Origin of the sequence: Paraburkholderia sacchari, assembly GCF_000785435.2 — a bacterium.
GTDB lineage: Bacteria > Pseudomonadota > Gammaproteobacteria > Burkholderiales > Burkholderiaceae > Paraburkholderia > Paraburkholderia sacchari.
On sequence record NZ_JTDB02000002.1, the window covers coordinates 824,878 to 849,405 of the forward strand.

Annotated in this window: 19 protein-coding genes; 11 read left to right on the top strand and 8 right to left on the bottom strand. The window is 65.1% G+C overall.

Annotation, left to right across the window (positions count from 1 at the left end):
* Positions 1 to 28: 28 nt before the first annotated feature.
* Positions 29 to 1,186 carry an MFS transporter gene (locus tag NH14_RS10475; protein WP_035526710.1) on the bottom strand — a complete coding sequence of 386 codons (1,158 nt, stop codon included), beginning with the start codon at positions 1,184 to 1,186 and terminating at the stop codon, positions 29 to 31.
* A gap of 277 nt (positions 1,187 to 1,463) precedes the next feature.
* Here NH14_RS10475 and NH14_RS10480 point away from each other — a divergent pair, with 277 nt between their 5' ends.
* The gene (locus NH14_RS10480) at positions 1,464 to 1,724 is read left to right on the top strand and encodes a hypothetical protein (protein WP_152617150.1); all 261 of its coding nucleotides are present in this window, start codon (positions 1,464 to 1,466) and stop codon (positions 1,722 to 1,724) included.
* 129 nt (positions 1,725 to 1,853) lie between these two features.
* On the opposite strand, the gene NH14_RS10485 is transcribed toward NH14_RS10480, so the two are convergent.
* On the bottom strand, positions 1,854 to 3,635 hold the full coding sequence (locus NH14_RS10485; RefSeq protein ID WP_035526705.1) for a winged helix-turn-helix domain-containing protein: 1,782 nt from the start codon (positions 3,633 to 3,635) through the stop codon (positions 1,854 to 1,856).
* Between the two features lie 353 nt (positions 3,636 to 3,988).
* Here NH14_RS10485 and NH14_RS10490 point away from each other — a divergent pair, with 353 nt between their 5' ends.
* Positions 3,989 to 4,540 carry a plasmid fertility inhibition factor family protein gene (locus NH14_RS10490; protein ID WP_052148064.1) on the top strand — a complete coding sequence of 184 codons (552 nt, stop codon included), beginning with the start codon at positions 3,989 to 3,991 and terminating at the stop codon, positions 4,538 to 4,540.
* 112 nt (positions 4,541 to 4,652) lie between these two features.
* Here the strand turns inward: NH14_RS10490 and NH14_RS10495 are convergent, their stop codons facing one another.
* The gene (locus NH14_RS10495; protein ID WP_084225430.1) at positions 4,653 to 5,681 is read right to left on the bottom strand and encodes a LysR family transcriptional regulator; all 1,029 of its coding nucleotides are present in this window, start codon (positions 5,679 to 5,681) and stop codon (positions 4,653 to 4,655) included.
* Positions 5,678 to 5,932: a hypothetical protein gene (locus tag NH14_RS10500; protein WP_152617149.1), complete on the bottom strand. Its 255-nt coding sequence runs from the start codon at positions 5,930 to 5,932 to the stop codon at positions 5,678 to 5,680. Before NH14_RS10500 ends, NH14_RS10495 begins: the two co-directional genes overlap by 4 nt.
* 323 nt (positions 5,933 to 6,255) lie before the next feature.
* Between NH14_RS10500 and aspT (NH14_RS10505) the strand changes: the two genes are divergently transcribed.
* From aspT (NH14_RS10505) to NH14_RS10515, 3 genes are all read left to right on the top strand, one after another.
* Positions 6,256 to 7,938: an aspartate-alanine antiporter gene (gene aspT, locus NH14_RS10505; RefSeq protein ID WP_035526702.1), complete on the top strand. Its 1,683-nt coding sequence runs from the start codon at positions 6,256 to 6,258 to the stop codon at positions 7,936 to 7,938.
* Positions 7,939 to 8,133: 195 nt separating this feature from the next.
* Positions 8,134 to 9,819: an aspartate-alanine antiporter gene (gene aspT, locus NH14_RS10510; protein ID WP_035526699.1), complete on the top strand. Its 1,686-nt coding sequence runs from the start codon at positions 8,134 to 8,136 to the stop codon at positions 9,817 to 9,819.
* A 157-nt stretch (positions 9,820 to 9,976) separates the two neighbouring features.
* Positions 9,977 to 11,629: a bifunctional aspartate transaminase/aspartate 4-decarboxylase gene (locus NH14_RS10515; RefSeq protein ID WP_035527022.1), complete on the top strand. Its 1,653-nt coding sequence runs from the start codon at positions 9,977 to 9,979 to the stop codon at positions 11,627 to 11,629.
* 122 nt (positions 11,630 to 11,751) lie between these two features.
* Here the strand turns inward: NH14_RS10515 and NH14_RS10520 are convergent, their stop codons facing one another.
* Positions 11,752 to 12,960 (bottom strand): MFS transporter, encoded by a 1,209-nt coding sequence (locus tag NH14_RS10520; RefSeq protein WP_035526696.1) that lies wholly within the window; start codon positions 12,958 to 12,960, stop codon positions 11,752 to 11,754.
* A gap of 356 nt (positions 12,961 to 13,316) precedes the next feature.
* Between NH14_RS10520 and xdhA the strand changes: the two genes are divergently transcribed.
* From xdhA to NH14_RS10540, 4 genes are all read left to right on the top strand, one after another.
* Positions 13,317 to 14,873 (top strand): xanthine dehydrogenase small subunit, encoded by a 1,557-nt coding sequence (gene xdhA / locus NH14_RS10525; RefSeq protein ID WP_035526693.1) that lies wholly within the window; start codon positions 13,317 to 13,319, stop codon positions 14,871 to 14,873.
* Between the two features lie 47 nt (positions 14,874 to 14,920).
* A complete protein-coding gene (gene xdhB / locus NH14_RS10530) occupies positions 14,921 to 17,275 on the top strand; it encodes a xanthine dehydrogenase molybdopterin binding subunit (RefSeq protein ID WP_035526690.1) in 2,355 nt (784 codons plus the stop codon).
* Positions 17,276 to 17,323: 48 nt separating this feature from the next.
* Entirely contained in the window at positions 17,324 to 17,932 is a 609-nt protein-coding gene (xdhC, locus tag NH14_RS10535; RefSeq protein WP_052148062.1) for a xanthine dehydrogenase accessory protein XdhC, read from the top strand.
* A 229-nt stretch (positions 17,933 to 18,161) separates the two neighbouring features.
* A complete protein-coding gene (locus tag NH14_RS10540; RefSeq protein ID WP_152617148.1) occupies positions 18,162 to 19,589 on the top strand; it encodes a Fic family protein in 1,428 nt (475 codons plus the stop codon).
* Positions 19,590 to 19,592: 3 nt separating this feature from the next.
* On the opposite strand, the gene NH14_RS10545 is transcribed toward NH14_RS10540, so the two are convergent.
* The 3 genes from NH14_RS10545 to NH14_RS10555 form a co-directional block, all read right to left on the bottom strand.
* Positions 19,593 to 20,576, bottom strand: coding sequence for a LysR family transcriptional regulator (locus NH14_RS10545; RefSeq protein ID WP_035526685.1), 984 nt, complete (start codon positions 20,574 to 20,576; stop codon positions 19,593 to 19,595).
* A gap of 229 nt (positions 20,577 to 20,805) precedes the next feature.
* Entirely contained in the window at positions 20,806 to 21,459 is a 654-nt protein-coding gene (locus NH14_RS10550; protein ID WP_035526682.1) for a 2-hydroxychromene-2-carboxylate isomerase, read from the bottom strand.
* A gap of 149 nt (positions 21,460 to 21,608) precedes the next feature.
* Positions 21,609 to 23,048: a TAXI family TRAP transporter solute-binding subunit gene (locus tag NH14_RS10555; RefSeq protein ID WP_052148061.1), complete on the bottom strand. Its 1,440-nt coding sequence runs from the start codon at positions 23,046 to 23,048 to the stop codon at positions 21,609 to 21,611.
* 612 nt (positions 23,049 to 23,660) lie between these two features.
* Here NH14_RS10555 and NH14_RS10560 point away from each other — a divergent pair.
* A complete protein-coding gene (locus NH14_RS10560; protein ID WP_035526679.1) occupies positions 23,661 to 24,026 on the top strand; it encodes a BON domain-containing protein in 366 nt (121 codons plus the stop codon).
* 231 nt (positions 24,027 to 24,257) lie between these two features.
* Positions 24,258 to 24,518 (top strand): hypothetical protein, encoded by a 261-nt coding sequence (locus tag NH14_RS10565; RefSeq protein WP_035526677.1) that lies wholly within the window; start codon positions 24,258 to 24,260, stop codon positions 24,516 to 24,518.
* Positions 24,519 to 24,528 lie beyond the last annotated feature (10 nt).

Here is a 24,528-nt window from a genome sequence, read left to right on the forward strand (position 1 = left end):
ACGCCGGGTTGGCGTTGGCACCGGCTTATCAAGCCTTCGCGCGCACGATCCCGCGCGCGCGTTCCCAGCGCAGCGTTCCGAGCAACACCAGCGCGCACGCGAACAGCACCCACAGCATGGCGTCCTGGCCCGCGTGCTCCATCAGCGCGCCGGTGACGATCGGTCCGCCGAAGCTCGCCGCACTCCACGAGGCGCTCACGAGCGCGCTTGCCGATACGAGCGCCACGCCCTCGAAGCGCTCGCCGCACGCCACGATGGCGAGCGTATAGATCGACCCCGCCGCCGCGCCCAGCACGAACAGCAGCGGCCAGCGCAGCCACGGCGTCGCGACGGCCAATGGCAGCAACGGCAAGAGCACCGCCACGAGCACGCCCATCAGCGCGTGCACGCGTTCGCGGCCGAGCCGGTCGGCGAGCCAGCCGATGGGGAACTGCATGGTGGTGTCGCCGAGCAGCACGACCGAGGCGAATAGCACCGCCGTTTCGCTGTCGATGCCGTGGCCCATCGCGAAGAGCGGCAAGAGCGAGAGCGCGAGCGTGTCGAAGAGCGCGAAGAACCCCGTGGCGACGACGAGCGCGGGCATCTTCGGCAGGATATGGCGCCAGCTGCCGTGCGGTTCGTGCAGGTCGGTGGTCTGCGCGGTCGTGCGGATGGCAGCGAGCGTCGGCAGTGCGACGAGGAAGATCGCGCCGCAGATCGCGAAGCGCCACGCCGTGAATCCTGCGATCTGGCTCACCAGCACCGGGCCGGACATCTGAAACAGCGTGAAGGTGGTCGCGTAGATGCCGACCACGCGGCCGCGATTGGTGTCGTCGGCGAGTTCGTTGACCCATGCTTCGCTGATGGTGAAGAGCAGCATCAGCGCCGCGCCGCAGACCATGCGCAAGAGCGCCCAGAGCCACAGGTTTGCGTTGAACTGCATGAGCGCGGTGGCGACGGCGGCGGCAAGCACCGAACCCACGATCACCTGGCGCGAGCCGAAGCGCGTGGAGATCCACGCCGTGGCCGGCACCACGAGCAGCCCGCCGAACGCTTGCGCGGCGGTCAGCAAACCGACGATGGCGGTGCCGTAGCCGGCATCGGTGAGGGCGAGGGCGGTGAGCGGCAGGGTCGCGCCGGAACCAAGGCCGACCACGGCCACGCTCAGGATCAGTGCGAGGAAGTCGCGGGTGAAGATGGTTTTCATCGGGCGAGATCCTACTACGGGTGAGAGCGCCGCGTCGCGAGCGTTCCGTGCGGCTTGCGTTCGTCTTACGTAACAGCGTCCTGCTGCGGGTGACCTTGACGATTTCTTCAGGTTGCGTCCATGGTGCACCCCGCTGGCGGGCCGCACCATTGGCCTACGATCCAGTGCGCGTTATCTGGTGCAATGCCCGTTCTTCAGCTTGGCGGGGGGACTACTGGTTTCGTCCGCGTTGCGCATGGCGGGTGGGGTGCATGCGCTGTTCTCCTGGAGCGATGACATGAACACGCTGAACACAGTACGCATCGCAGTGGCCTGCTCGGCCGCTTTCTTCGCAGGAATCGCGCTTGCCGATACGTCGTCCGATCCGTCACAGGGCGCGCCGTCGGCTTCGCAGGACGTGGGCGGCATGCCCATGACCAATAGCGCCGCGGGGGCGCCGCTATCGATGTCGCATGCGCAGGTGTATCAGGATCTGGAACGCTCGATCAAGTCGGGTGAGCGCGACCGTCTGAACAACGATCTGTATCACGGCAATTGAGACGAGAACAGAGACCTCAAGCGAAATCCTGGCCGAAGTGGCCGACAGACGAACAACGACAAAGGGTGCCTGACAAGGCACCCTTTGTGTGTCTGTGAGGACCACTTACGATTGAGGCTTTCGCGCGGTTCAGTGCGTGATGCCGTCGCCGATGTGCTGTTCGATGCGCCGCATGCGTCCGCTTGCGCGATACGGCTGGAACCACGGATTCATGCGCAGCTCGCACAGGCGCGAGCTGCGCTCGGCGAGCGCCGCGTCAAGCCACTGGAACATCTCGTTGGGCTGCGCGAGCCGCGCATAGGCCTCGGCAATCAGCAAGGGCGAAGTGTACTGCCTGCGCCGCCGCGCGAGCAGGTCGTCCAGATACCAGTGCAGCACCGCGTCGTAGCCGCCCGTTTCCCAATGCATGCGGATGGCCGCCGAGCGTGCGGGCAGATTGCAGCAATCGAGCGCTTCCGCGGTGGCGTCCACGGCCTGCGCAAAGAGCTTCTTCACTTCGAACGCGGTTGCCAGCACCTGGTACACGAGCGGCGAATGTTCCATGTGTCCCGGTGAGAGATATTCACTCACGACTTGCGCGTGCTGGCCTGCGAGGACCATGCTGAACGCGCGCGAGCCCTGGAACGCGTGCGGATCGATTTTTTCGGCGCGCGCCATCGCGGCCTGGCCTTCGGCATGGCGGCCCGCTGCGAGCAGCAGCCGCGCGTAGAGCCGGTGCGCTTCCGGGTAGCTCGGATTGCGCCGCAGCGCTTCCTTGAAGCCGGCCTCGGCGCGCGGCCAGTCCCAGTCGAAGAAGTAGCGCACCGCGGCTAGCGCGTGATGGGCTTCGGGCAGATCGGGGTCGAGTTCGAGCGCGCTTTGCGCAAGGGCGCGGGCGATCGGCCAGCCGTCGTCGGGTGCGAACAGGCCGTGCACGACCGACGCCCCGTAGTAGTTCGAGAGCCCGGCGTATCCGAGCGCGTAGTTCGGGTCGTGCTCGAGCGCCGCTTCGAAATAGGCGCGGCTGCGCGCGAAGTCTTCACCGTCGATGCCGTGCTGGGCGCAGAACCCTGCATCGAAATGCACGCGCCGGTACCAGAAGTAACGCCCGCGCACATAGGCGTCGTGCGCCGCGGGGTCGACCGGCAGCCGCCGCGCGAGCAGCGAGCGCTGCTGTTCGGAGAGCTTGGAGGCGAGTTCCTGCGCAAGCGCCGCGGCGGCCTCCTTGAGGAGGTCGAGCGCGCCTTGCGAAACCGGTTCGTGCGCGCGGCTCCAGATCTGCACTTCGTCGGCGCAGCGAATCAGGCGCGTGAGAATGCGCACTTTGTGCCCTTCGCGCGAGAACGAGCCTTCGAGCACATAGTCGAGCTTGAGCTCGCGCGCGATCTCGCCGATGCTCTTGGCCGTGTCGCGATAGCGCGCAGCCGTCGTGCGCGCGATCATGCGCAGACGGTCCGCGCCGAGCGCGCCGAGCGTGGCCGAGATTTCGTCGGCGAGCGCGCTGCACAGCGACTCTTCCTTGCCGTCGCCCGTGAGGTTTGCAAACGGCAGCACCAGCACGCGCACGGCGTTGTGCGCGACGCTGGGCTCCGTGGCGGCGGCCGGGTTCGGGAAGCTGGCGCCGTCGAGCCGGTAGCCCTTGCCTTTCACCGTGACGAGATGGCGCGGCTGCGCCGGATCGTCTGCGAGTGCGATGCGGATCTTGCGGATCGCGGTGTTGATGCCGTTCTCGGTGTCGCGCCAGGGATTGCCGTGCCATAGCCGCTCGACGATGTCCGCGCGCGAGATCAACTCGCCGTGGCGCGATGCGAGCAGGATCAGGAGATCCATCGGCAGCCGCTCCAGCCGCACCGCTTCGCCCGCGCGGCGAAGCTGGTAGCGCTCGACGTCGAGTTCGAAATCCGCGAACCGGATGATTCGATCCGTCGGCATGGGAGGTCCCCTGATGCAGCATCATGGGTTGTGCGCGGCGATGTTTCGTCCAGGGAATGCACCATCGTGCAACAGATGACATGGGCGATTCTGGCGGCGCTCGGTGCGGGCGGTGCAGGCAGCCGATCGATCGGTGGGGGGCTCGAAGCGACTGACGAATTTAAATTTAGCGGCTCGCGCGGCGACCTTCAAGAAGCAACGATCGATGTTGGCGGCGTGCGACGGATGCGTGTTTCGTCTGCTTTTTCCGGTGCGCGGGCAGCCTTCATTCGCGAGGCACAGGTCACGAAGAATTCACATATCCCCCGTAGCTTAGGCCCCTTTTCATCGCTACAAGAGGATGTGCCTGACGCATGCCGCAGACGTCTCTGTCCACGCCCACCGAAATGCCATCGATTCCGTCACCGCAGCTGCAGTCCGCGTCCGGACCTTCCTGGATCGTGCCGGTGCCCGGACATCATCCCTACGATCACGTGCGTTTGAAGCGCGTCTTCGCGACCGATGGCACGCGTCATGAAGTCGTGGTGGTCGATCTGTACAAGCTGCTGGTCTGCGCGGACCGCGACGACACCGACTACGTGCTCAAGCCCGTCGATGACTGGCATATGGGCAAGGTGCGCGGCATCCGCGAATTCCTCGACCCGCGCAACGAGCGGGTGCCGCAAATGCCCTACGTGACGATCGTGAAGCGGCGCGTGGGCGGCCTCACGGGATGGCTCGGCCTCGCGCACGAGGGCGTGGTGGCGTTTCGCAACGGCCAGCATCGTGCGCGCTATCTCTCATGGGCGGGCGCGCAGTGGCTACCGGTGGAAGTGCATCAGCGCGAAGCGCCGCTGCTGCGTGAGTTGTGCGGCGCCGTGGGGCTGGAAGAAGATGGGCGTGGTGCGGCGCCTGGGCCGGCATAACGCCGACGTAGCGCCGACGTAGCGCCGACGTAGCGCCGACGTAGCGCCGATGTAGCGCTGACGGGTCAGTACGGCCTCGCGCCCCTGCATAGAGCCGGCACGAGGCGAGCCCTCAGACGCCGTTCGACATCCGCAGCGCCGCACCGTTGCCGAGCGTGCCGTTCACGGGCCGCAGAGCGGCGTGGCCGGCTGCCGGGAGCGCCGCGGGCGTGACCGTGCTTCGTCCGGAGGCGCCGCTCTCACGCTGAAAATGCTCGATGGCGTAGTCGACGAAGCGCAGCGTTTTCGCAGGCAGATATTGGCGATTCGGATAAACGATCGACATGTTGGCCTCGGGGTCGTCGATCTCGTACTCGGGCAACAGGCGCACGAGCGTGCCGGCGGCCAGGTCTTCGGCGACGAGCGATGCCGGCACGATAGCCACGCCCATGCCCGCGAGCGCGGCGTGCCGCACCATCAGCATGTTGTTGACGGCATAGGCGGGCCGCAGCGTGACCTGCTGCGCAGGCTCGCCGGGTCTTGCGAATTGCCAGGTGACGCTGCGCGCCTCGGGCGGCAGGGTGACCGCCGCGTGGCGCGCGAGTTGCGAGGGCGTGCGCGGTTCGCCGTGCTCGGCAAGCCAGCCGGGCGACGCGCATGGCACGAACGTTGCCACGCCGAGTGTCCGCTCGACGAGATCAGGATCGCCGTCGCGCATGGGCGAGGCCGAGACGATGCCCACGTCGAAGCCGTCCTCGACGAGCGAGATTTGCCGCTCGGCAAGCGTGAGGCGCACGTTCACGCGCGGGTAGCGCCGCCGGTAGCCATCGATGAGCGACGTGAGCGTGCCGAGCGACAGCATGCTGGCCGCGGCCACGCGCAGCGTGCCGCCGGGCTCGCGTTCGGTGTGCGCGAGCGCATTTTCGAGGTGGTCCAGTTCGTCGAGCACGCTGCGGCAGCCTTCGAGATAGCGTTGGCCTGCTTCGGTAAGCGAAAGATTGCGCGTGGTGCGGTTGATGAGCCGGGTATGCAAATGGGCTTCGAGCATGGCAACCGAGCGGGTGACCAGGGCATTCGAGACGTCGAGTTGCTCCGCGGCCCGGCGAAAGCTTTGTGATTGCGCAACCGTGACGAAGACGCGCATGGCGTGTATCTGGTTCATGGAATTTCGCCTCGTATGCTGATTGCATTTACCCGGTTAAGGGCATTTCGTTCGGCATTGCCGGGATAACGTCCGGCAATGGGCGCGCGGCCTTGATGTGCGATTGCGGTGGCGATATTGGAAGGAAAATAATATTGACAGTTGTAAAGAATTGCAATATTTATCTCAAGCGGCGCCGGTATTTCACTTGTTGTATAGGAATAGAACTTCCGGAGATGCGTGTATTGAGCAGCAAAACGAACAGTGCGCACGCAATCGACGCCGATCGCGAAATCAATTGCATAATTCAGTCCGCATGCCTGTCATGTGGATGGCATTGCGGGATTATCACGCTGCGAAGGGCTCAGGTCTTGCCAGCCTTTGTGCGCTGCGGTTGCCGAATTGTCGACGCGTTGACGGCCTGGTTTCGGCTTTGTCTTGCGTTTTTCACATAAGCTTGATTCGATCGAGCCAAGTTTTTTTGTGCTTCGCGCAAAATAGTCGCGAAGCACGGGAAATAGAGATGTGCATGCCGCGCGCATGTTTTTTTTATGCATTTTTCTGAAAACTAAAAACGTAAATCGGCAGACCAGACATGATCGTCGAATTGCTGAAGTCGCAGCCCGAGATTGCCCTGTTCGTCAGTCTCGCGCTTGGTTATTTGATCGGTTCCATCCGTTTCGGGCCGATTTCGCTCGGCGGCGTATGCGGCACGCTGATCGTCGCGCTCGTGTTGGGTCAGACGGGCGCGCGCATCTCGCCCGATCTCAAGAACGTGGCCTTTGCGTTGTTCATCTTCGCGCTCGGCTTCACGGGCGGCCCGCAGTTCTTCGCGAACATCGGGCGCGGCTGGCGCTATGGTCTTCTTTCGATCATCGAGATCGTCTCGGTCATGACGCTCATCATGATCGCAGTCGTCGTGATGAAGCTCGACGCGGGCACCGCGGCCGGCCTGCTGGCGGGCGCTGCCACCGAGTCTGCGGTGATCGGCACAGCCTCGGAGGCGCTCACGAAACTGGGCCTGAGCGACGCCCAGGTGAGCACGCTGCAGGCGCACGTGGTGACCGCCTATAGCGTGAGCTACCTCTTCGGTTTGATCACCATCGTGCTGTTCACGAGCCAGATCGCGCCGCTCCTCTTGCGCGTGAACCTGCGCGAAGAGGCCGCGCGCCTCTTTCGCAAGCTCGGCGGCGACGGCGTGCTCGACGAAGGCCAGCGGCTCGCGCTGCCGCGGCTCGTGGCGCGCGCGTTCGAGGTGGGGCCGGCGGCGGGCACCGAGGTCTCGGCATTCGAGGCGCGCTTTGGCAACAACGTCACGGTCGAGCGCATCGTGCGCGGCAAGCAGGAGATCGACGCCGCCGCGCAAGCCGTGCTGCAGGCGGGTGACATCGTGTTCATCGGCGGGCGGCGCGAGGCCGTGGTGGAGGCGTCGGGCAGCCTTGGCGCCGAGGTCTCGGGCGAAGGATTCGTGAAACTGTTCGCGCAGCGCGTGGACGTGATGCTCACGCGCCGCGACGCCGACGGCCTCACGCTCGCGCAGATGCGCGAGCGCGCTTCGCCCGAAGAAGGGCGCGGCATCTACGTGGGCGCGATCACGCGTCTGGACACCGCGGTGCCCGCGCTGCCCGGCACCATGGTGCGCCGCGGCGACGTGCTCACGCTGATCGGCGCGCCCAGCGACGTCGCGCGCGGCGCCAAACGCCTCGGCTACGTGATCCAGCAGACCCAGAAGACTGACTTCGTCTACCTCGGCCTCGGCGTGCTCGTGGGCATGATCATCGGCCGCTTCGGCGTGAAGCTGGGCGGCGTCGCGCTCGAGCTCGGCACGGGCGGCGGGTGCCTGCTCTCGGGCCTGTTCTTCGGCTGGCTGCGCTCGCACTTCCCGGTGGTCGGCTCGCTGCCTTCGGCGGCGGCGCAGGTGCTCAAGGACTTCGGCCTCGCGACCTTCATCGCGGCCGTGGGTCTCTCCGCTGGCCCGGACGCCATCAAGCTCGTGCGCGAATACGGTCTCGCGCTGCCGCTCGTCGGCATCTTGATGGTGCTGATTCCGGGCCTCATGTCCCTCTGGATCGGACGCATGTTCCTCAAGCTCGAAACCCCCATGCTGCTTGGCGCAATCGCGGGCCAGCAGTGCAGCACGCCGGCAATCAGCGCGCTGGTGGGCGTGACCGGCAATTCGATTCCGGTGATCGGCTACACGATCACCTATGCGCTGTCGAATATCTTGTTGCCGCTCATGGGGCCCGTGGTGGTTGGGCTTGCAACGAAATTCGGCTGATTTCGGCCGACCAGCGGTGCGCGCCGCGGTTGAGCACATGGCGCGCACCGAATCCGTTCGTGGCCGATGATGGCCACGTCATGTCATTAACGACGCGCTTTCGTCAGGTCGTCCGTCCGGCTTACAACCGGTTGTCCAACCGGCCGTCCAACTTCAACGGCAGCAAGCAGTCACTTCTAACCATGCGAGGGCACGATGGAATGGCTACATGACATCTTTCACAAATCCCCGGAAATCGCCTTGTTCCTCTCACTGGCCGTTGGCTACTGGGTCGGGCAGATCAACTTCGGCAAGTTTCAGCTCGGCGGCGTAGGCGGGTCGCTGCTCGCCGCCGTGGTGATCAGCCAGGTTGGCGTGACGATCGACAACGGCGTGAAGGCGGTGATGTTCGCGGTCTTCATCTACGCCGTGGGCTATGACTCCGGTCCGGGCTTCTTCAACTCGCTCAACCGCAAGACGCTGCGCGAAATCGCCATGGCCGTGTTCATGGCCGTCGCGGGTCTCGCCACCGTGCTCGTTTGCGCGAAGCTCTTTCACCTCAACAAGGGCCTCGCCGCCGGCCTCGCTGCGGGCGGCATGACGCAATCGGCGATCATCGGCACGGCGGGCGACGCCATCGCGCGTCTCGGCCTTCCGCCCGATCAGGTCAAGGCCATGCAGGCCGACGTCGCGATCGGCTATGCCGTGACCTACGTGTTCGGCTCGCTCGGCGCGATCATCGTCTGCGTGAACATCCTGCCGAAGTTCATGGGCCGCAGCCTCAAGGACGCCTCCATGGATGCCGAGCGCGAAATGGCGGGCGGTGCCGCAACGGCAGGGCCGGGCCAGCTCGCAGCGCTGCCCGAACTGTTCGGCCGCGTGTTCCGCGTGGAGGCCGCAGCCGGCAAGACGGTCAAGCAGATCGAACTGGCCCAGCAGGATTTCGTCGCCGTCGAGAAGATCCGCCGCGCGGGCAAGGTCGTCGACGCCACGCCCGACTTCGTGCTGAGCCGCGACGACCTCGTGCTGGTCGTGGGCCGCCGCGAGCAGATGGTCGAAGTGGGCGCGCTGATCGGACCGGAAATGCCGGACTCCGGCGGCATGAGCCTCGTGATGCAGACGCGCCAGATCGTGTTCACGAAGAAGGGCATGAACCACACGACGATTGCCGAGGTGCGCAAGAACGTCGATCGCGACCTGCGCCACGGCGTCTACATCGAGAAGATCGAGCGCGCCGGGCAGCCCGTTGCGCTGCTGCCGGGCTCGAAGCTCGAGCACGGCGACGTGATCACCGTCTACGGTACCGCGACCGACACCAGGCGCGTCGCGCAGGACGCCGGCTACGAGCTCGCCTACAGCAACAAGACCGACTTCATCTACATGGGCGTTGGCCTCGTGCTCGGCCTGCTGATCGGCCTCGTCGTCGTGAACGTGGCCGGCATTCCGCTCACGCTCGGCTCGGGCGGCGGCTGCCTGCTCGCGGGTCTGCTGTTCGGCTGGATGCGCGGCAAGCACCCGATGTACGGCGTGATGCCGCCGGCCGCCTCGCAACTGCTCAAGGACTTCGGTCTGGCGGCGTTCGTTGCGGTGGTGGGGCTGAATTCGGGCCTGCAGGCCGTGGTGACGATCAAGCAGAGCGGCATCACGATCTTCCTGCTCGGCGTGGTCGTGACCATCGTGCCGCTCATTCTCACGATGCTGTTTGGCCGCTACGTCCTCAAGTACAACAACGCGGCGATTCTCGCGGGCGCGCTGTCCGGCTCCCGCAGTGCGAACCCGGCCTTCGGCGGCATTCTCGACAAGGCCGAGAGCGCCGTGCCCACGGCGCCGTTCGCCATCACCTACGCGATCGCCAACGTGCTGCTCACGCTGCTCGGGCCGCTCGTGGTGGGTCTTGCGTGACATGAAGTCAATCGGGCCGCGCAATTCGGGCTGCGTGAACAGTCGCCATAGGCGCAGGCCCGTCTGCATCAATTAGTTGAAGTCGCGTGCCGCACTCGCACTGTGCATCGAGCACATGCAGCGGCGGCGCGCTCAACGTCTTCCAATGGAGAGCATCATGGCAAAAGGTAAAGCTGAATCGAAGGAAAAGTCAGGCATCGAAGCACTGAGCCCGTTCGAGCTCAAGGACGAGCTGATCAAGGCGGCGGGCGGCGGCGCAACCGAGCGCCCGGCCAACTACGCGATGCTCAATGCGGGCCGCGGCAATCCCAACTTCCTCGCCACGATTCCGCGTCACGGCTTCTGGCAGCTGGGCCTGTTCGCCATGCGCGAATCGGAGCGCTCGTTCTCCTATATGCCCGAGGGTGTGGGCGGCTTCCCGCAGCGCGCCGGCATCGTCGAGCGCTTCGACCAGTTCCTGCGCGAGAACAAGGGCCAGCCGGGCATCGATTTCATCGGCGGTGCGGTGTCGTACGTGCGCGACCAGCTAGGCCTGTCGGCGGGCGACTTCCTGTACGAAATGTGTGAAGGCATCCTGGCCTGCAACTATCCCGTGCCGGACCGCATGCTCAAGCTGTCCGAAAAAATCGTCGCGCAGTACCTGCGCCGCGAGATGATCGGCAAGCATCCGTTCGTGGGCGAGTTCGACACGTTCGCGGTGGAAGGCGGCACCGCGGCCATGACGTACATCTTCAACACGATGCGCGAGAACTTCCTGATCAAGCCGGGCGATACCATCGCGCTCGGCATGCCGATCTTCACGCCGTACATCGAGATTCCCGAACTCAACGACTACCAGCTCAACGTCGTGCATCTCAACGCGACCGTCGAGAACAACTGGCAGTACTCGAAGAAGGAGCTCGACAAGCTGCGCGACCCGAAGATCAAGGCGTTCTTCCTCGTGAATCCGAGCAATCCGCCTTCGGTGAAGATTAGCGACGAGAGCCTCGAATACATTGCCGAGATCGTCAAGGAGCGCCCGGACCTCATCCTCCTTACCGACGACGTGTACGGCACCTTCGCCGACAACTTCGTCTCGCTGTTCGCGCTCGCACCGAAGAACACGATTCTCGTGTACTCCTACTCGAAGTACTTCGGCGCAACGGGTTGGCGTCTGGGCACCATCGCGACGCACCAGGACAACGTGCTCGACGCCGCAATCGCGAAGCTCCCGAAGGATGAGAAGAAGCTCCTGCACGAGCGTTACAAGTCGATCACGACGGAGCCGGACAAGCTCAAATTCATCGACCGTCTGGTCGCGGACAGCCGCACCGTCGCGCTCAATCACACGGCGGGCCTCTCGACGCCGCAGCAGGTGCAGATGGTGCTGTTCTCGCTGTTCTCGCTGATGGATACGCCCGACTCGTACAAGAATGCGTTGAAGCGCCTGATCCGCAGTCGCAAGCGCGCGCTCTTCGAGGAAATGGGCATCGCCTACGACGAAGCCGATCCGAACACGGTCGACTACTACACGATTCTCGACATGGAGTACTACGGCGAGAAGCTCTACGGGCGCGAGTTCGTCAATTGGCTCCTGAAGCAGGCGCAGCCTAACGAGCTGCTATTCCGTCTCGCCAGCGACGCGCGCGTCGTGCTGCTGCCGGGCAAGGGCTTCGGCACGGCGCATCCGTCGGGCCGCGTGTCGCTCGCGAATCTGAACGAATCGGATTACCGCAAGATCGGCCGTGCGGTACGCAAGCTCACGGCGGAGTATGTGGAGCGCTATAACGCGGCCACGGGCAAGAAGCTCGACCCGAATGCGGTGAAGTAGTAAGCCAGCAAGACGGGCGCGGCGGCGCGATGCCGCCGCGCCCGCAAAAAAAGCCGCACCCGGCGCATGCGCCCCGGTGCGGCTTTCTCTTTTAGGTGGATTCCGCGCTTTTTCCCGCGCGACTATTCCGCCTTCGATGCCGCGCCTTGCACGCTCTTGCGATGCAGCGAGACCGACAGCGCCACCGCCGCGGCAGCCGCAATGGCCGCGAACAGGTATACCGACCCGTAGCCGAACAGATTGGCCACATAGCCCGCGAGCGGCCCGGTGATGCCGAGCGAGAGGTCGAGAAACACCGAATATGCCGACAACGCCGCACCACGGCTCGCGGCCGGCACGAGACTGACCGCCTCCACGCCCAGCGCGGGGAACACCAGCGCGAAACCGAAGCCCGTGAGCGCGGCGCCCATCAGCGCGACCGTGGGCGTGGGCGCGAGCCACAGCAGCACCAGACCCGCGCATTCGCACGAGAACGAGGCGATGGCTACGCGAAAGCCGCCAAAGGTCTTGATCGTGTTCGAAAACAACAGGCGCGCGCCGATGAACATGAGCCCGAACAGCGTGAGCGCGAAGGCCGCGTTGGGCCAGTGGCGCGCCGCGTAGAACAGCGTGATGAAGGTGGCGATCGAGCCGAAGCCCGCCGAGCCCAGCGCAAGGCCGAGGCCATGCGGCAGCACGCGCGTGAGCACGCTGCGCCAGGGCATGCGCTCGCCATGGACGATCGGCACCGGCGCGATCGGGCGCCCGAGCCAGAAGCCGAGCGCGGCCAGCGCGATCACCGAAACGCCGAGCGACCAGAAGCCGAGGTAATGCACCATTTCCACGCCTAGCGGCGCACCGAGCGCCAGCGCGCCATAGGTGGCGATGCCGTTCCACGAGATCACGCGCGCGTTGTTCGCGGTGCCCACGCGGCCGATGCCCCAGAGAATCGCGCCGGTGCCGACGAGGCTCTCGCCGCAGCCGAGCACGAGCCGGCTCGTCACGAGCAGCGCGAGCGAGAGCGCCGGCCAGTGTGCGACGAGCGTGGCGAGGAGCAGCAGCACGCCGCTCGTGCCGCAGAGGATCATGCCGTTGGTGACCGTCTTCTTGGGGCCGAGCGTATCGGCCGAGCGCCCGGCCAGCGCCCGCGAGCAGAGCGTCGCGATGTATTGCACGCTGATTGCGCCGCCGGCCACGATCGTGCTGAAGCCGAGGTCGTTGTGCACGTAGCCTGGCAGGACCGCGAGCGGAATGCCGATGGTCAGGTAGCAGAGGAAGGTGAAAAAGACGACCGGGATGATCTGCAAGGTCGTCGATGCGGCGTTGCGCTGGGGCGCTGAATCGGCGGACATGGGGGAAATACGGATGGATAACGGCGGGAAAGGCGAGATTGTCCCATGGAACCGGTTCTTCTGCTGGTATGGAGAAAGTGCTCCACGCGGCGAAACCAGTGATTTCTCCGCCGCTTGACGGCCGATTCGCGCGAAATTAAACATAAATCGTGCGATTCGGCCATTCTCCGGCCATATAAGCCCAGCTCGCGCATGACTTAATGATTCATCGCGATAACGATATAACGCCCATGTACCTCTGCCTATGGGTTCGTGATATTGGCGGTGTTAATTTTCGTACCGTCCACAGAAGCGCGGCACACGCACCTCCATTCGGGGCGTCCTGCGAGCCGCAGAACACGACGAGACGAAAAACCATGAGTCAGCCGATCCGCTTTTATCACCGTAACGCGATCCGTGAAGTCAGCGACGCGGACGTCACCCGTACTGTTCTCCAGTACCTGCGCGAAGACGCGCACTGCACCGGCACGAAGGAGGGCTGTGCGGAAGGCGACTGTGGCGCATGTACGGTCGTCGTCGGCGAGCGCACGGCCGAAGGCGGCGTGAGCTTCAAGGCCGTCAATGCCTGTATCCAGTTCCTGCCGACGCTCGACGGCAAGGCGCTCTTCACCGTCGAAGACCTGCGCCAGCCTGACGGGTCGCTGCACCCCGTGCAGCAGGCGATGGTGGATTGCCATGGCTCGCAATGCGGCTTCTGCACGCCGGGTTTCGTCATGTCGATGTGGGCGCTCTACGAAAAGCATGGCCATGAGCACGCCGGGCAGGGCACTCAAGGAGCTCCGGCTGGACAAGGCTGCCCCGGCAAGGCCGCTTGCAGCGTGCCTTCGCGCGACGAGATCGCCAACGCGCTGACCGGCAACCTGTGCCGCTGCACCGGCTATCGTCCGATCCTCGACGCCGCCGAGCAGATGTTCAAGGCCGATGCGCCCAAGGCCCCTATCGACGTGAAGGCGCTTTCGCAGACGCTCGCCACGCTCGAGCGCGGCGAGACCTTCCATTACGAGCACGACGGCCAGCAATACGACGCGCCGCGCACCGTCGACGCGTTCGCCGCGATCAAGGCCGCGCGCCCCAATACGCGCATTCTCGCGGGCAGCACCGACATCGGCCTGTGGGTCACCAAGCAGATGCGTGAACTCGGCGACATCGTCTACGTGGGCCAGGTTGAGGCGATGCGCCAGATCGAGGTGAGCGACGCGTGGATCGAGATCGGCGCGGGCGTCACCGTCGAGCGCGGCTACGCCGAACTCGCGAAGCACTATCCCGAACTCGAAGAGATGTGGCAGCGCTTCGCTTCGCTGCCGATCCGCAACGCGGGCACGATCGGCGGCAACGTCGCGAACGGCTCGCCGATCGGCGATTCGATGCCGGGCCTGATCGCGCTGGGCGCACGCGTGGTGCTGCGCGGCGGCGACACGGTGCGCGAGATGCCACTCGAAGACCTGTACCTCGCGTACCAGAAAAAGGACATGGCCGAGCACGAATTCGTGCTCGCGCTGAAAGTGCCGACCCGCACCGGCGCGCGCGCGAACCTGCAGTTCCGCACCTATAAGATCTCGAAGCGCTTCGACTCCGATATTTCGGCCGTGTGCGCCGCGTACGCCTTTATCGCCGACGGCGATACGATCCGCGAGCCGCGCATCGCGTTTGGCGGCATGGCCGCGACGCCCAAGCGCGCGGCCCATGCCGAAGGCGTGCTCGCCGACGCGCAATGGCACGAAGCTACCGCGCAGGCCGCGATGATCGCGCTCGCCAACGACTACGCCCCGCTCTCCGACATGCGCGCGACGAGCGACTACCGCCTCGAAGCCGCGAAGAACACGCTGTATCGCTTCTGGCTCGAAACGCGGCCGAACAATCCGCTCGCACCCGAAGCGCTCAACGTGCGCGCGGTTGCGGCGGAAATAGTCTGATACCCCAGGAAGCGGATCAAAGCGGACAACATACGGAGATCGAAACAATGAACCAGCAAGCCGAACCGTTCCTGGAAGAAGCGAAGGCGCGCGAAGATTTCGCGCAGGTGCACGTCTCGCGTGCCCACGAATCGGCGCACCTGCACGTGAGCGGGCGCGCCACCTACACCGACGACATTCCGCTCGTGGCGGGCACGCTGCACGCGGCGCTCGGCCTCTCGCAGAAGGCGCATGCGCGCATCGTCTCGATGGATCTCGGCAAGGTGAGCGCGACGCCGGGCGTGGTGGCCGTGCTCACCGCCGGTGACATTCCGGGCGTGAACGACTGCGGCCCGATCATCCACGACGACCCGATTCTGGCAGATGGCGTGGTGCAGTACGTGGGCCAGCCGATGTTCATCGTGGTGGCGACCTCGCACGACATCGCGCGCCAGGCCGCGCGCCGCGCCGAAGTGCAGTACGAAGAGCTGCCCGCCGTGCTCACCGCGCAGCAGGCGCGCGCCGCCGAGCAATACGTGCTGCCTCCGATGAAGCTCGCACGCGGCGATGCCTCCACGCGCGCCGCGCGCGCCGCGCACCGCCACGCAGGCGAAATGCTGCTGGGCGGCCAGGAGCAGTTCTATCTGGAAGGCCAGATTGCCTACGCGGTGCCGAAGGACGACGACGGCATGCACGTCTGGTGCTCGACGCAGCACCCGAGCGAAATGCAGCATCTGGTCGCGCACGTGCTGGGCGTGCACTCGCACAACGTGCTGGTGGAATGCCGCCGCATGGGCGGCGGCTTCGGCGGCAAGGAATCGCAGTCGGGCCTGTTCGCGTGCTGCGCGGCGCTTGCCGCGTGGAAGCTGCTGTGCCCCGTGAAGCTGCGTCCGGACCGCGACGACGACATGATGGTCACCGGCAAGCGCCACGACTTCCACTACACGTATGAAGTGGGCTACGACGACGCGGGCACGATCGACGGCATCTCGGTCGACATGACCTCGCGCTGCGGCTTCTCGGCCGACCTGTCCGGCCCGGTGATGACGCGCGCCGTCTGCCACTTCGACAACACCTACTGGCTGCCGGACGTTTCCATCGCGGGCTACTGCGGCAAGACCAACACCCAGTCGAACACCGCGTTCCGCGGCTTCGGCGGCCCGCAGGGCGCGTTCGCGATCGAGTACATCATCGACGACATCGCGCGCTCGCTCGGCATCGACTCGCTCGAAGTGCGCCGCCGCAACCTCTACGGCAAGACGGACAAGAACCTGACGCCGTACGGCCAGACGATCGAAGACAACGTGATTCACGAGCTCATCGACGAACTCGTGGAAACGAGCGGCTATCACGCGCGCCGTGCGGCGATCCGTGAATTCAACGCGAACAACGCGGTGCTCAAGAAAGGCATCGCGCTCACGCCGGTGAAGTTCGGCATCGCGTTCAACGTCACGCACTTCAACCAGGCGGGCGCGCTCGTCCATATCTACACCGACGGTTCCGTGCTCGTGAACCACGGCGGCACGGAAATGGGCCAGGGCCTGAACACCAAGGTCGCGCAAGTGGTGGCGCACGAGCTTGGCATCGATTTCGGCCGGGTGCGCGTGAGCGCGACCGACACGAGCAAGGTGGCCAACACCTCGGCGACCGCTGCATCGACGGGCACCGACCTGAACGGCAAGGCCGCGCAGGACGCCGCGCGCCAGCTGCGCGAGCGGCTGGCCACGCTCGCCGCCGCGACGTGGGGCGAGGGCCGTGTGAGCGCCGCCGAGGTGCGCTTCGCCAACGACACCGTGATTGTCGGCGACGAGGTCGTGCCGTTCGAGACGCTCATCTCGAAGGCCTATTTCGCGCGCGTGCAACTGTGGTCGGACGGCTTCTACGCGACACCCAAGCTGTACTGGGATCAGAAGACGCTGCAAGGCCGCCCGTTTTACTATTACGCATATGGCGCGGCGGTTTCCGAAGTCGTGATCGACACGCTCACGGGAGAAATGCGCGTGCTGCGCGCCGACGCGCTGTACGACGCGGGCGACTCGCTGAATCCCGCGCTCGACGTGGGGCAGGTGGAAGGCGGCTTCATTCAGGGCATGGGCTGGCTCACGACCGAGGAACTGTGGTGGAAGCCGGACGGCAAGCTCATGACGCACGCGCCGTCCACCTACAAGATCCCGACCGTGAACGACACGCCCGTCGAGTTCAACGTGAAGCTGTTCAAGAACCGCAACGTCGAGAACAGCATTCATCGCTCGAAGGCCGTGGGCGAGCCGCCGCTGCTGCTGCCGTTCTCGGTGTTCTTCGCGATTCGCGACGCCGTGGCGAGCGTGGCCGACTACCGCTTCAATCCGCCGATGAATGCGCCCGCGACCGCCGAGGAAATCTTGAAGGGCGTGCGCGCGGTGCGGACGATGGCGCGCGCTTGAGTGTGATCTAGTGCGATCGAGTGCGATGCTTTAAAGGAGTCTCGTCAGATGACAAGCCGTGCGAATAAAAGCGCCAATCACTGTGAGCGGATCGACGCCGCGGGGCACGTCGTGATCGGTCGGCGCGGCACGCCGGTGCCGCACTATGGGCCGATGCATGTCGTGCTGTTCGGCGCGGGGCACGTGGGTCATGCACTGGTCACGCTGCTCGGCACGCTGCCGTGCGTAGTGCAGTGGGTGGACGAGCGCGACGAGCTCTTTCCCGACGAAGTGCCGGCCAACGTGCAGATCGAGGCGACCGACACGCCCGCCGCGATCGTTGACGAGGCGCCGCCGGGCGCGTACTTCATCGTGATGACGCACAACCACGCGCTCGATTTCGATCTGTCGTTGCGCATCATGGAGCGCGGCGATTTCGCGTGGTTCGGGCTGATCGGCTCGAAGACCAAGCGCGTGAAGTTCGAGCGCCGCCTGATCGATCGCGGCGTGGCGGCGCAGCGCATGGGCGAGATGACTTGCCCGATCGGCGTGCCGGGCATCGTCGACAAGGCGCCTTCGTCGATTGCGGTTGCCGTGGCCGCGCAGTTGATGCAGATGCGCGTGCCGCTTTCTGCTGCGGGCCAGACCGCGAGCGCGACGAGGTTCGCGCGCGTTTGAAGCTCGAGTGACCACCTGAACCCGAGCAGGGGCAGGTGGGCGAAAAAATTTCGTTTCTGCCGTGAGCTGCACCCCAAACGTTGGACGCCATCCTGCGTTTGGGGTGTTTTTTTGTCCGGACGCTCGGTTCTTGGTGTTGCGAGTTAGCGTTTTTATCGAGAGCGAAATCGGTGCAACACGGCGAACTATCCACCATAACGGCACCGTAAGGGAAGCCTATACCGCAGCGATGAAGCCGGCCGATACGCTGCCAGCCCATCTGACCTTTGCGCTCAAACACGAGGGTGTTTTCCTGGAGCCGCTCGCCAGGCTTTTCAACGCTATTCCGGAAGCCGAGATTCGCGATTGGGTTCTCGCTGAACGAACCGGCCAATATGCCCGGCGTGTGGGCTTCCTGTACGAGTGGCTCATGGGCCGTCAACTCGCCGGCGTTCCGGCGGTGGCTAACGGTGGCTATGTGGACGCACTCGACCCGCGTGCTTGTCTGGTCAGCACGTCTGCTCGCAACAATTCCCGGTGGCGCGTGCGTGACAATCTACCTGGCCGCCGCGAATTCCGTGTCACGGTGCGACGCACGGATCTCGTGCAGCAAGCAGAAGCCTACGATTGCGCGGCCCAACTCGATGCGCTTCAGGCGGAGTACGGTGTAGACGTGCTGCGGCGCAGTGCGGCGTGGCTGACGTTCAAGGAAAGCCGCGCCAGTTTCCAGATCGAGCACGAGTCGGATAAAAGAGATCGTATCAAACGCTTCGCGGCGGTCATGGAAGCGCGGATGGGCACCTATGCCAACCCATTGGAAATTGGCGCGCTTACAGAACTGCAACGGGAAATCATCGGCGAGCGGACTACCCTCAAGCATTTCGGTCTGCGGCAGTCGCCGGTGTTTGTCGGCGCGATAGACCATTTCCTCAACGTCATTCACTATATCGCCCCCCGCTGGGAGGACGTTGGTGGAATGATCGAGGGGCTCGATGCGTTCCTGACACACACGACGGGGGCCTCGGCGATTGTGCGGGCGGCAGCGGTGTCGTTCGGGTTTGTCTACATTCACCCGTTGGCCGATGGCAACGGCCGTGTGCATCGTTTTCTGATCAACGACGTTCTGCGCCGCGACAACGCAGTTCCGCAGCCCTTTATCCTGCCCGTTTCATCGGCCATTACCAGCAAGCCTCAGCATCTTGCTGCTTACGACCAGGTGCTCGAAGTCCTGTCCAGGCCACTGATGCAACGCTACGAGGAATACGCGGGTTTCGAGGCGCACCGCGAGTTCGGCGATGGCGTGAAGTCGAACTTCACGTTTGGCGCTTACGACGATGCGTCATTCACGTGGCGCTATCCGGATCTCACGGCGCACGTCGAATATCTGGCCGAGTTGATAGACAGAACGATCCGTACGGAAATGCGTCAGGAGGCCGAACTGATCCGGAATTGGGATCGGGCGAGGTCTTCCGTGAAGGAACTACTCGATGGTCCAAATCTGGATATCGACCGGATCATCCGGTCGATACGCGACAATCACTGGAGCGTTTCGGGCAAGCTGAGCAAGGAATTCCCTATTATCCAGGAGGCAAACCTGCGCGAAGCTATCGTGCGTGCGGTGCGCGAGGCGTTCGATGCGACTGACGCGCCACCGCCACCTTCTGATGCACGTTCTTGATGGTTATTCCGGACTACCCGCTGCCTGCCCAGCCCCCGCCTTGCGCGCCTTGCCCTTCCTCACCGGCTCGGTGAGCGTCGCCGACACCTTCTCGATCAACCCGCGCAGCCAGTCGATATCGCTCGGCCGGTCCGGCTGCGGATGCCACATCTGGTAGCAGCGTATGCGCGGAAACGCCAACGGCGGTTCGACCACGGCGATCGGCAAAAGCCTGGCGTAATGCGTCGCGAAGCGGCGCGTGGTCGTGAAGATCAAATCCGATTGCAGCAGCACCTGGGGCGCGAGCCCGAAGTAGGGCAGCGTCGCGACGATGCGTCGTTGCGCGCCCGCTTTCGCGAAGCCCAGGTCGACGGGGCTCGCGTTCGCGCCGGTATAGGGCGTGGGCGCCAGATGCACCGCGGCGAGATACGCGTCGCGCGTAAGCGGCGCGCGCGCGAGCGGATGGTCGGCGCGCATCATGCAGACGATCTTGTCGGTGAACAGGTCGCTGCGCGAGAAGCGCGGGTCGGGCTTGGGCCAGTTGCCGATCACGATGTCGATCTCGCCCGCCTCCAGCGCCGCGTGATGATCGAGCGAAGGCGACAGCGAAATGATCTCCAGACGCGCCGAAGGCGCTGCCTCGCGAAAGCAGGCGATCAGCGTCGGCATGAAGAAGTCGTTGAGATAGTCGGGCGCGGCCACGCGGAAGATGCGTTTGGAGCGCTCCGGGTCGAAGTCGCCGTGGGGCGTGGCCACGAAGTCGACGTCGCGCAGCACGCGTTGCGCGTGCTGCAGCAGCGACTCGCCGTATTCGGTCGGCACCATGCCCGCTTTGCCGCGCACGAGGATGGGGTCGCCGAGAATTTCGCGCAGCCGCCGCAGCGCCGTGCTGATTGCCGGCTGGGTTTGATTCAGCCGTAGCGCGGCCTGCGTGACGCTGCGCTCGATCAGCAGCGTGCGCAGCACGCGCACGAGCCAGATGTCGAGAGAAAGGGCAGTGTCGTCCATGGCAATGCGTATGCTCGGGGGGAGGTGCCGCGCGTTCTGTGCACTTCATGCTTGGCGCACTTCACATGCGCGCGGCTCGACATATAACGATATTCCGCTGAGTGCGCCGCCGCCATAGGGCGCCTGGTATGACCGGCATCAGCAGGGCGGCCCGGCGCGAGCGCCGCGCCGCCCGGTGGGGTAAGCACGGCGTTCGCTGCATCCGCTTTATACCCGCTTTACACCCGCTCTATACCTTGTCCTGCTTCGTGAGCCCCGAAGGCAGCGAGCTGATGCGCTTCACCTCGCGCGAGTCAAGCCAGTTCGGCGTGCGCGCGCAGTAAAGCACCATCGGCAGCGTGTCCTCGCCCCAGAAGAGCTGCTTGTTCATCCAGAAGGTGGGCACGCCGAACACGCCCATCGCGATGGCGTCGTTGGTGTTGCGGCGTAGTTGCGCGCGCACCGATTCCCGCTCAATCATCGCTTCGCCGTGCTCGATGCCCACGCGTTCGCACAGTTGCTCGAAGCCCTCCTCGCTCGACGGGTCGCGCCCCTCGCGCCAGATGAAGCGAAAGATCTCGCGCACGCAGGCGAACTCGCCACCGGCAGCGATGGCGAGCAGCATCGGCTTGACCGAGTCGAACGGATGCGCGGGCGGCATCTTGAATGGAATGCCGAGCTGCTCCGCGCGAAACAGCGCGTGCCGGTAGGTGAACACGCGCTTGGCCGGAATCGTCGAGCCGTACGGCGTGCCCCAGTGGCGGTACAGGTCGCTCAGCATCACCGGGGTGGGCACGAAGTCGAAGCCCGGCCATTTGTCGTATTGCTCCAGCAGCAGATACGAGAACGGCGACACGAAGTCGTAGAACCAGGCTGGCCGGTTGGCGTCGATGCCGCTGATCATGCTCTTCCTCCGATATGGGCTGCTTGTGGGCCGCATCGGCGGCCCGCTTTTCGCGTGGTTTTCGAGTAGTGATCGCGAGTATCGATCGAATTCGCTGTTGCGTGCTGCTTTTTTCGCAGGCGCGCCTGTCTTGCGCGCCCGCGCGTGGGTCAAGTCCGGACGCCATCGCCGCTGGGGTTACCAGTATGGCCGCCGCTTTCATCGTCCATTTCATCGCCCATTTCATCGCCCATGGCCGACAGCCGCTCGCGCACGGCCAGCAGTCGCTCGCGCACGAAGCCGATATGCTCGCGCAGCACGTAGAACTGCCCCGCGTAGGCGAGCGGCATCTTCATGCCGTTCACCGATTCCTCGATCTTGTCGAGCTGGTGCGTGAGCGTGCGCCGCTCGGCGGGCGAGTTCTCGGCGTTCGCGGCGCGCTCGAGCGCGATGAGCGAGCCGTACCAGCGGTAAATGCGCGATTTTACCCGCCACGCGTAAAGGCTCGGCACGAGCCGCAGGCCCGGGATCAGCACCACGATGATCGGCACGAGCACCACGATCAGGCGGTCGGCGAGGCTCGCGAGCCAGAACGGCAGCACGCGGTACAGGAAGCTCTTGCCCGACTTGTAGTAGCGCGCGGCGTCGTCGCTGATCGGGAAGTCCTGCGCGCGCGGCGCCGGGAATTCACCCGCGCGCTGCAACAGCGAAGATTTGCCGTGCACCTGCTTGGCCGCTTCGATCAGGAGGTCGGAGAGCGCCGGATGGAGCGAATCGCGCGCGACCAGCTCGGCCGTGGGCGCGATGAAATGCAGTGGCGCGGCGGGCAGGTTGCGCCCGAAATCGAACGCGCCCATCGGGATCGTGATGGCCGTGAGGTACGGGAAGCGGCGCGCGTAGGCGTCGGCCTGGGCGAAGTCGAAGAAGCGCACGCCCGGCATGCGCATCAGGCGCCCCATGACCGGCGGCTGCGCGGAGTCGCCCGCGAGGAAGGCCACGTCGATCTTGCCCTCGACGAGCGCGCGCGCGGCGTCGTCGCCCGAGAGCGGCAGCAGTTTGGTCTTGCCGCCCGGCTCGATGCCGTTGGCCTTGAGCAGCTTGAGCGCGAGCTCGCGCGTGCCGCTGCCCTCGGCGCCGATGGCGATGCGCTCGCCTTCGAATTCGGAGAGCAGCCGCACGGGCGGCCCGTGATAGAACACCGCGAGCGGCACGTAGGCCACGCTGCCGAGCGAAGCCAGGCCCTCGGGCGGCGTGCTCGCCAGTCCGTCCTGGACGAACGCGACGTCCACGTGCGAGGTCGGGTCGGACAGACGCTGGAGGTTCTGCGCCGAACCTTCCGACTCGAGCACGTTCACGGTGATGTTGTTGCGCGCGAGGATCGTCTTGTACTTCTGGGCGGCGTTCCAGAACGTGCTGCCCTGGGGGCCCGCGCTCAGCGTGAGCGTGCTGGGCGGGGCGGGCTGGATCAGGCGCACGGCCAGCCAGATTGCGGCGGCGCTGATCAACAGGATGGGGCCGAACGAGACCGCAAGGTCGCGCCATGAAATCGCCACGAAGCGGGCGACGAGATGGGTAGGATTAGGAGGTTTGCGGCCGGTGGGAAACTTCATTGGGGAAGGGCAGGGGCCTCGGGAAATTCAGGGAAAAATTGCGCGGCGCGGTGCGTCCGGGTTTGCGTTCGGTGTTGCGTCCGGTGTTGTGCCCGAAAGCGCGTCAGCGCCGCCATGCCAGCCGATGTTACCCGAGATTGGACGTTGCAACGGCATGTCCGCTGCGGCTCGCGCCGCTAAACCCTTTGCACTCGCGCCTCAGCCAGGCTAAATTGTGGATCGCCATGGCGCTTGCGCCATGCAGCACGCGCCACGAGGCCGTGCAACCCATAACAAACTACCCGGCGTAATCAGGCAATCGAGGCAGGCGCGAGGCAAACCGGCACATCGGCGGCGACAAAAGACCGACGACCGGAACAGCCGTCACGCACCGCCACTGCCGTCGCAACGGTCGACTGTGCCGTCGCGTGCCACTCCATCCTTGCCTCTCGCAGCAGCGTGTCCGGACCATGGCAGTGTCCGGGCGCGCGTTTCGCGTGCTCGCCCGCTGCCCGTGGGTGTCGTAACGAAGCCGCCGGACCGGGTCTGGCGGACGGCCAGTCCGTCCGCCCGGGAAGGCGGTCTATTCTCGCAACGAGTGAAGCAACAACGCGAAAGCAACAAGGAGAAAACATGAAATCGGTCGCTTTTCTGAAGACGCTGACGGCAGTAGCCTGCGTGACGGTCGCCTGCAGCGTGTACGCCCAGGACAATTCGGCGGCGAGCGGCACGGCTGCCGCCACGGCAGCGGCTCCGGCGGCAGCGGCCCCGGCCTCGACCAAGAAGGTCGACCGCAAGCTCGGCTACTCGGTGCGCAAGGCGCTCTCGAAGACCCAGGGCATCGACGTCTCGAACATCACCGTGCGCTCGCACAACGGTGCGGTCGTGCTCACGGGCTCGGTGCCGGCTCAGGAGCAGATCGACAAGGCCGGTGAGGTCGCACAGGGCGTGGCCGGCGTGAAGTCGGTGTCGAACAAGTTGACGGTCATGCAGCAGTAATACCCGCGGCATAACCCCGCTGTGCTCACGATTGCGGGCACAGCGGGGGTACGATCCGTGCGGACAGGCCCCGGCAGGTTGCCGGGGCTTTTTTGTCATCCGCGAGGTGTCGCTCAGCGATATCCCGCTCGCCTGTGTGGACTGACACACAACATTTCCGCGTTTAGGGGTATACGTTGTAAGTGCGCGAGCTCTACAGAGGCGCGCACGGCTTCATTGCGGGGAAATGCCATGATTATTCATAGCTACACCGATCTGCCGCTCGTCGACCGGGCGGCGTTCGAGCTGGCGTGCGCGCGGCACGGCTTTGCTCCGATTCACTTCGATGTCCATGGAGAAACCGATCCCGACGATCCCGAGCACAGCGAGCTCGTGATCGTGCGGCGCGGAGCCTGGGCGCAGGCCTACCGCATCGACGCGCGCGGCCAGTGGCTGCGCCAGTTCGAGACCGATCTGAACGGCCGCTTCTTTAGCAGCGCGCCGCGCGCCTGAGCGGCGCTGG

What these genes read in the sequence shown, in the direction of transcription:
- NH14_RS10475 (WP_035526710.1), bottom strand. Translation starts at nt 1,186, where the DNA reads ATGAAAACCATCTTCACCCGCGACTTCCTCGCACTGATCCTGAGCGTG.
- NH14_RS10480 (WP_152617150.1), top strand. Translation starts at nt 1,464, where the DNA reads ATGAACACGCTGAACACAGTACGCATCGCAGTGGCCTGCTCGGCCGCT.
- NH14_RS10485 (WP_035526705.1), bottom strand. Translation starts at nt 3,635, where the DNA reads ATGCCGACGGATCGAATCATCCGGTTCGCGGATTTCGAACTCGACGTC.
- NH14_RS10490 (WP_052148064.1), top strand. Translation starts at nt 3,989, where the DNA reads ATGCCGCAGACGTCTCTGTCCACGCCCACCGAAATGCCATCGATTCCG.
- NH14_RS10495 (WP_084225430.1), bottom strand. Translation starts at nt 5,681, where the DNA reads ATGAACCAGATACACGCCATGCGCGTCTTCGTCACGGTTGCGCAATCA.
- aspT (WP_035526702.1), top strand. Translation starts at nt 6,256, where the DNA reads ATGATCGTCGAATTGCTGAAGTCGCAGCCCGAGATTGCCCTGTTCGTC.
- aspT (WP_035526699.1), top strand. Translation starts at nt 8,134, where the DNA reads ATGGAATGGCTACATGACATCTTTCACAAATCCCCGGAAATCGCCTTG.
- NH14_RS10515 (WP_035527022.1), top strand. Translation starts at nt 9,977, where the DNA reads ATGGCAAAAGGTAAAGCTGAATCGAAGGAAAAGTCAGGCATCGAAGCA.
- NH14_RS10520 (WP_035526696.1), bottom strand. Translation starts at nt 12,960, where the DNA reads ATGTCCGCCGATTCAGCGCCCCAGCGCAACGCCGCATCGACGACCTTG.
- xdhA (WP_035526693.1), top strand. Translation starts at nt 13,317, where the DNA reads ATGAGTCAGCCGATCCGCTTTTATCACCGTAACGCGATCCGTGAAGTC.
- xdhB (WP_035526690.1), top strand. Translation starts at nt 14,921, where the DNA reads ATGAACCAGCAAGCCGAACCGTTCCTGGAAGAAGCGAAGGCGCGCGAA.
- xdhC (WP_052148062.1), top strand. Translation starts at nt 17,324, where the DNA reads ATGACAAGCCGTGCGAATAAAAGCGCCAATCACTGTGAGCGGATCGAC.
- NH14_RS10540 (WP_152617148.1), top strand. Translation starts at nt 18,162, where the DNA reads ATGAAGCCGGCCGATACGCTGCCAGCCCATCTGACCTTTGCGCTCAAA.
- NH14_RS10545 (WP_035526685.1), bottom strand. Translation starts at nt 20,576, where the DNA reads ATGGACGACACTGCCCTTTCTCTCGACATCTGGCTCGTGCGCGTGCTG.
- NH14_RS10550 (WP_035526682.1), bottom strand. Translation starts at nt 21,459, where the DNA reads ATGATCAGCGGCATCGACGCCAACCGGCCAGCCTGGTTCTACGACTTC.
- NH14_RS10555 (WP_052148061.1), bottom strand. Translation starts at nt 23,048, where the DNA reads ATGAAGTTTCCCACCGGCCGCAAACCTCCTAATCCTACCCATCTCGTC.
- NH14_RS10560 (WP_035526679.1), top strand. Translation starts at nt 23,661, where the DNA reads ATGAAATCGGTCGCTTTTCTGAAGACGCTGACGGCAGTAGCCTGCGTG.
- NH14_RS10565 (WP_035526677.1), top strand. Translation starts at nt 24,258, where the DNA reads ATGATTATTCATAGCTACACCGATCTGCCGCTCGTCGACCGGGCGGCG.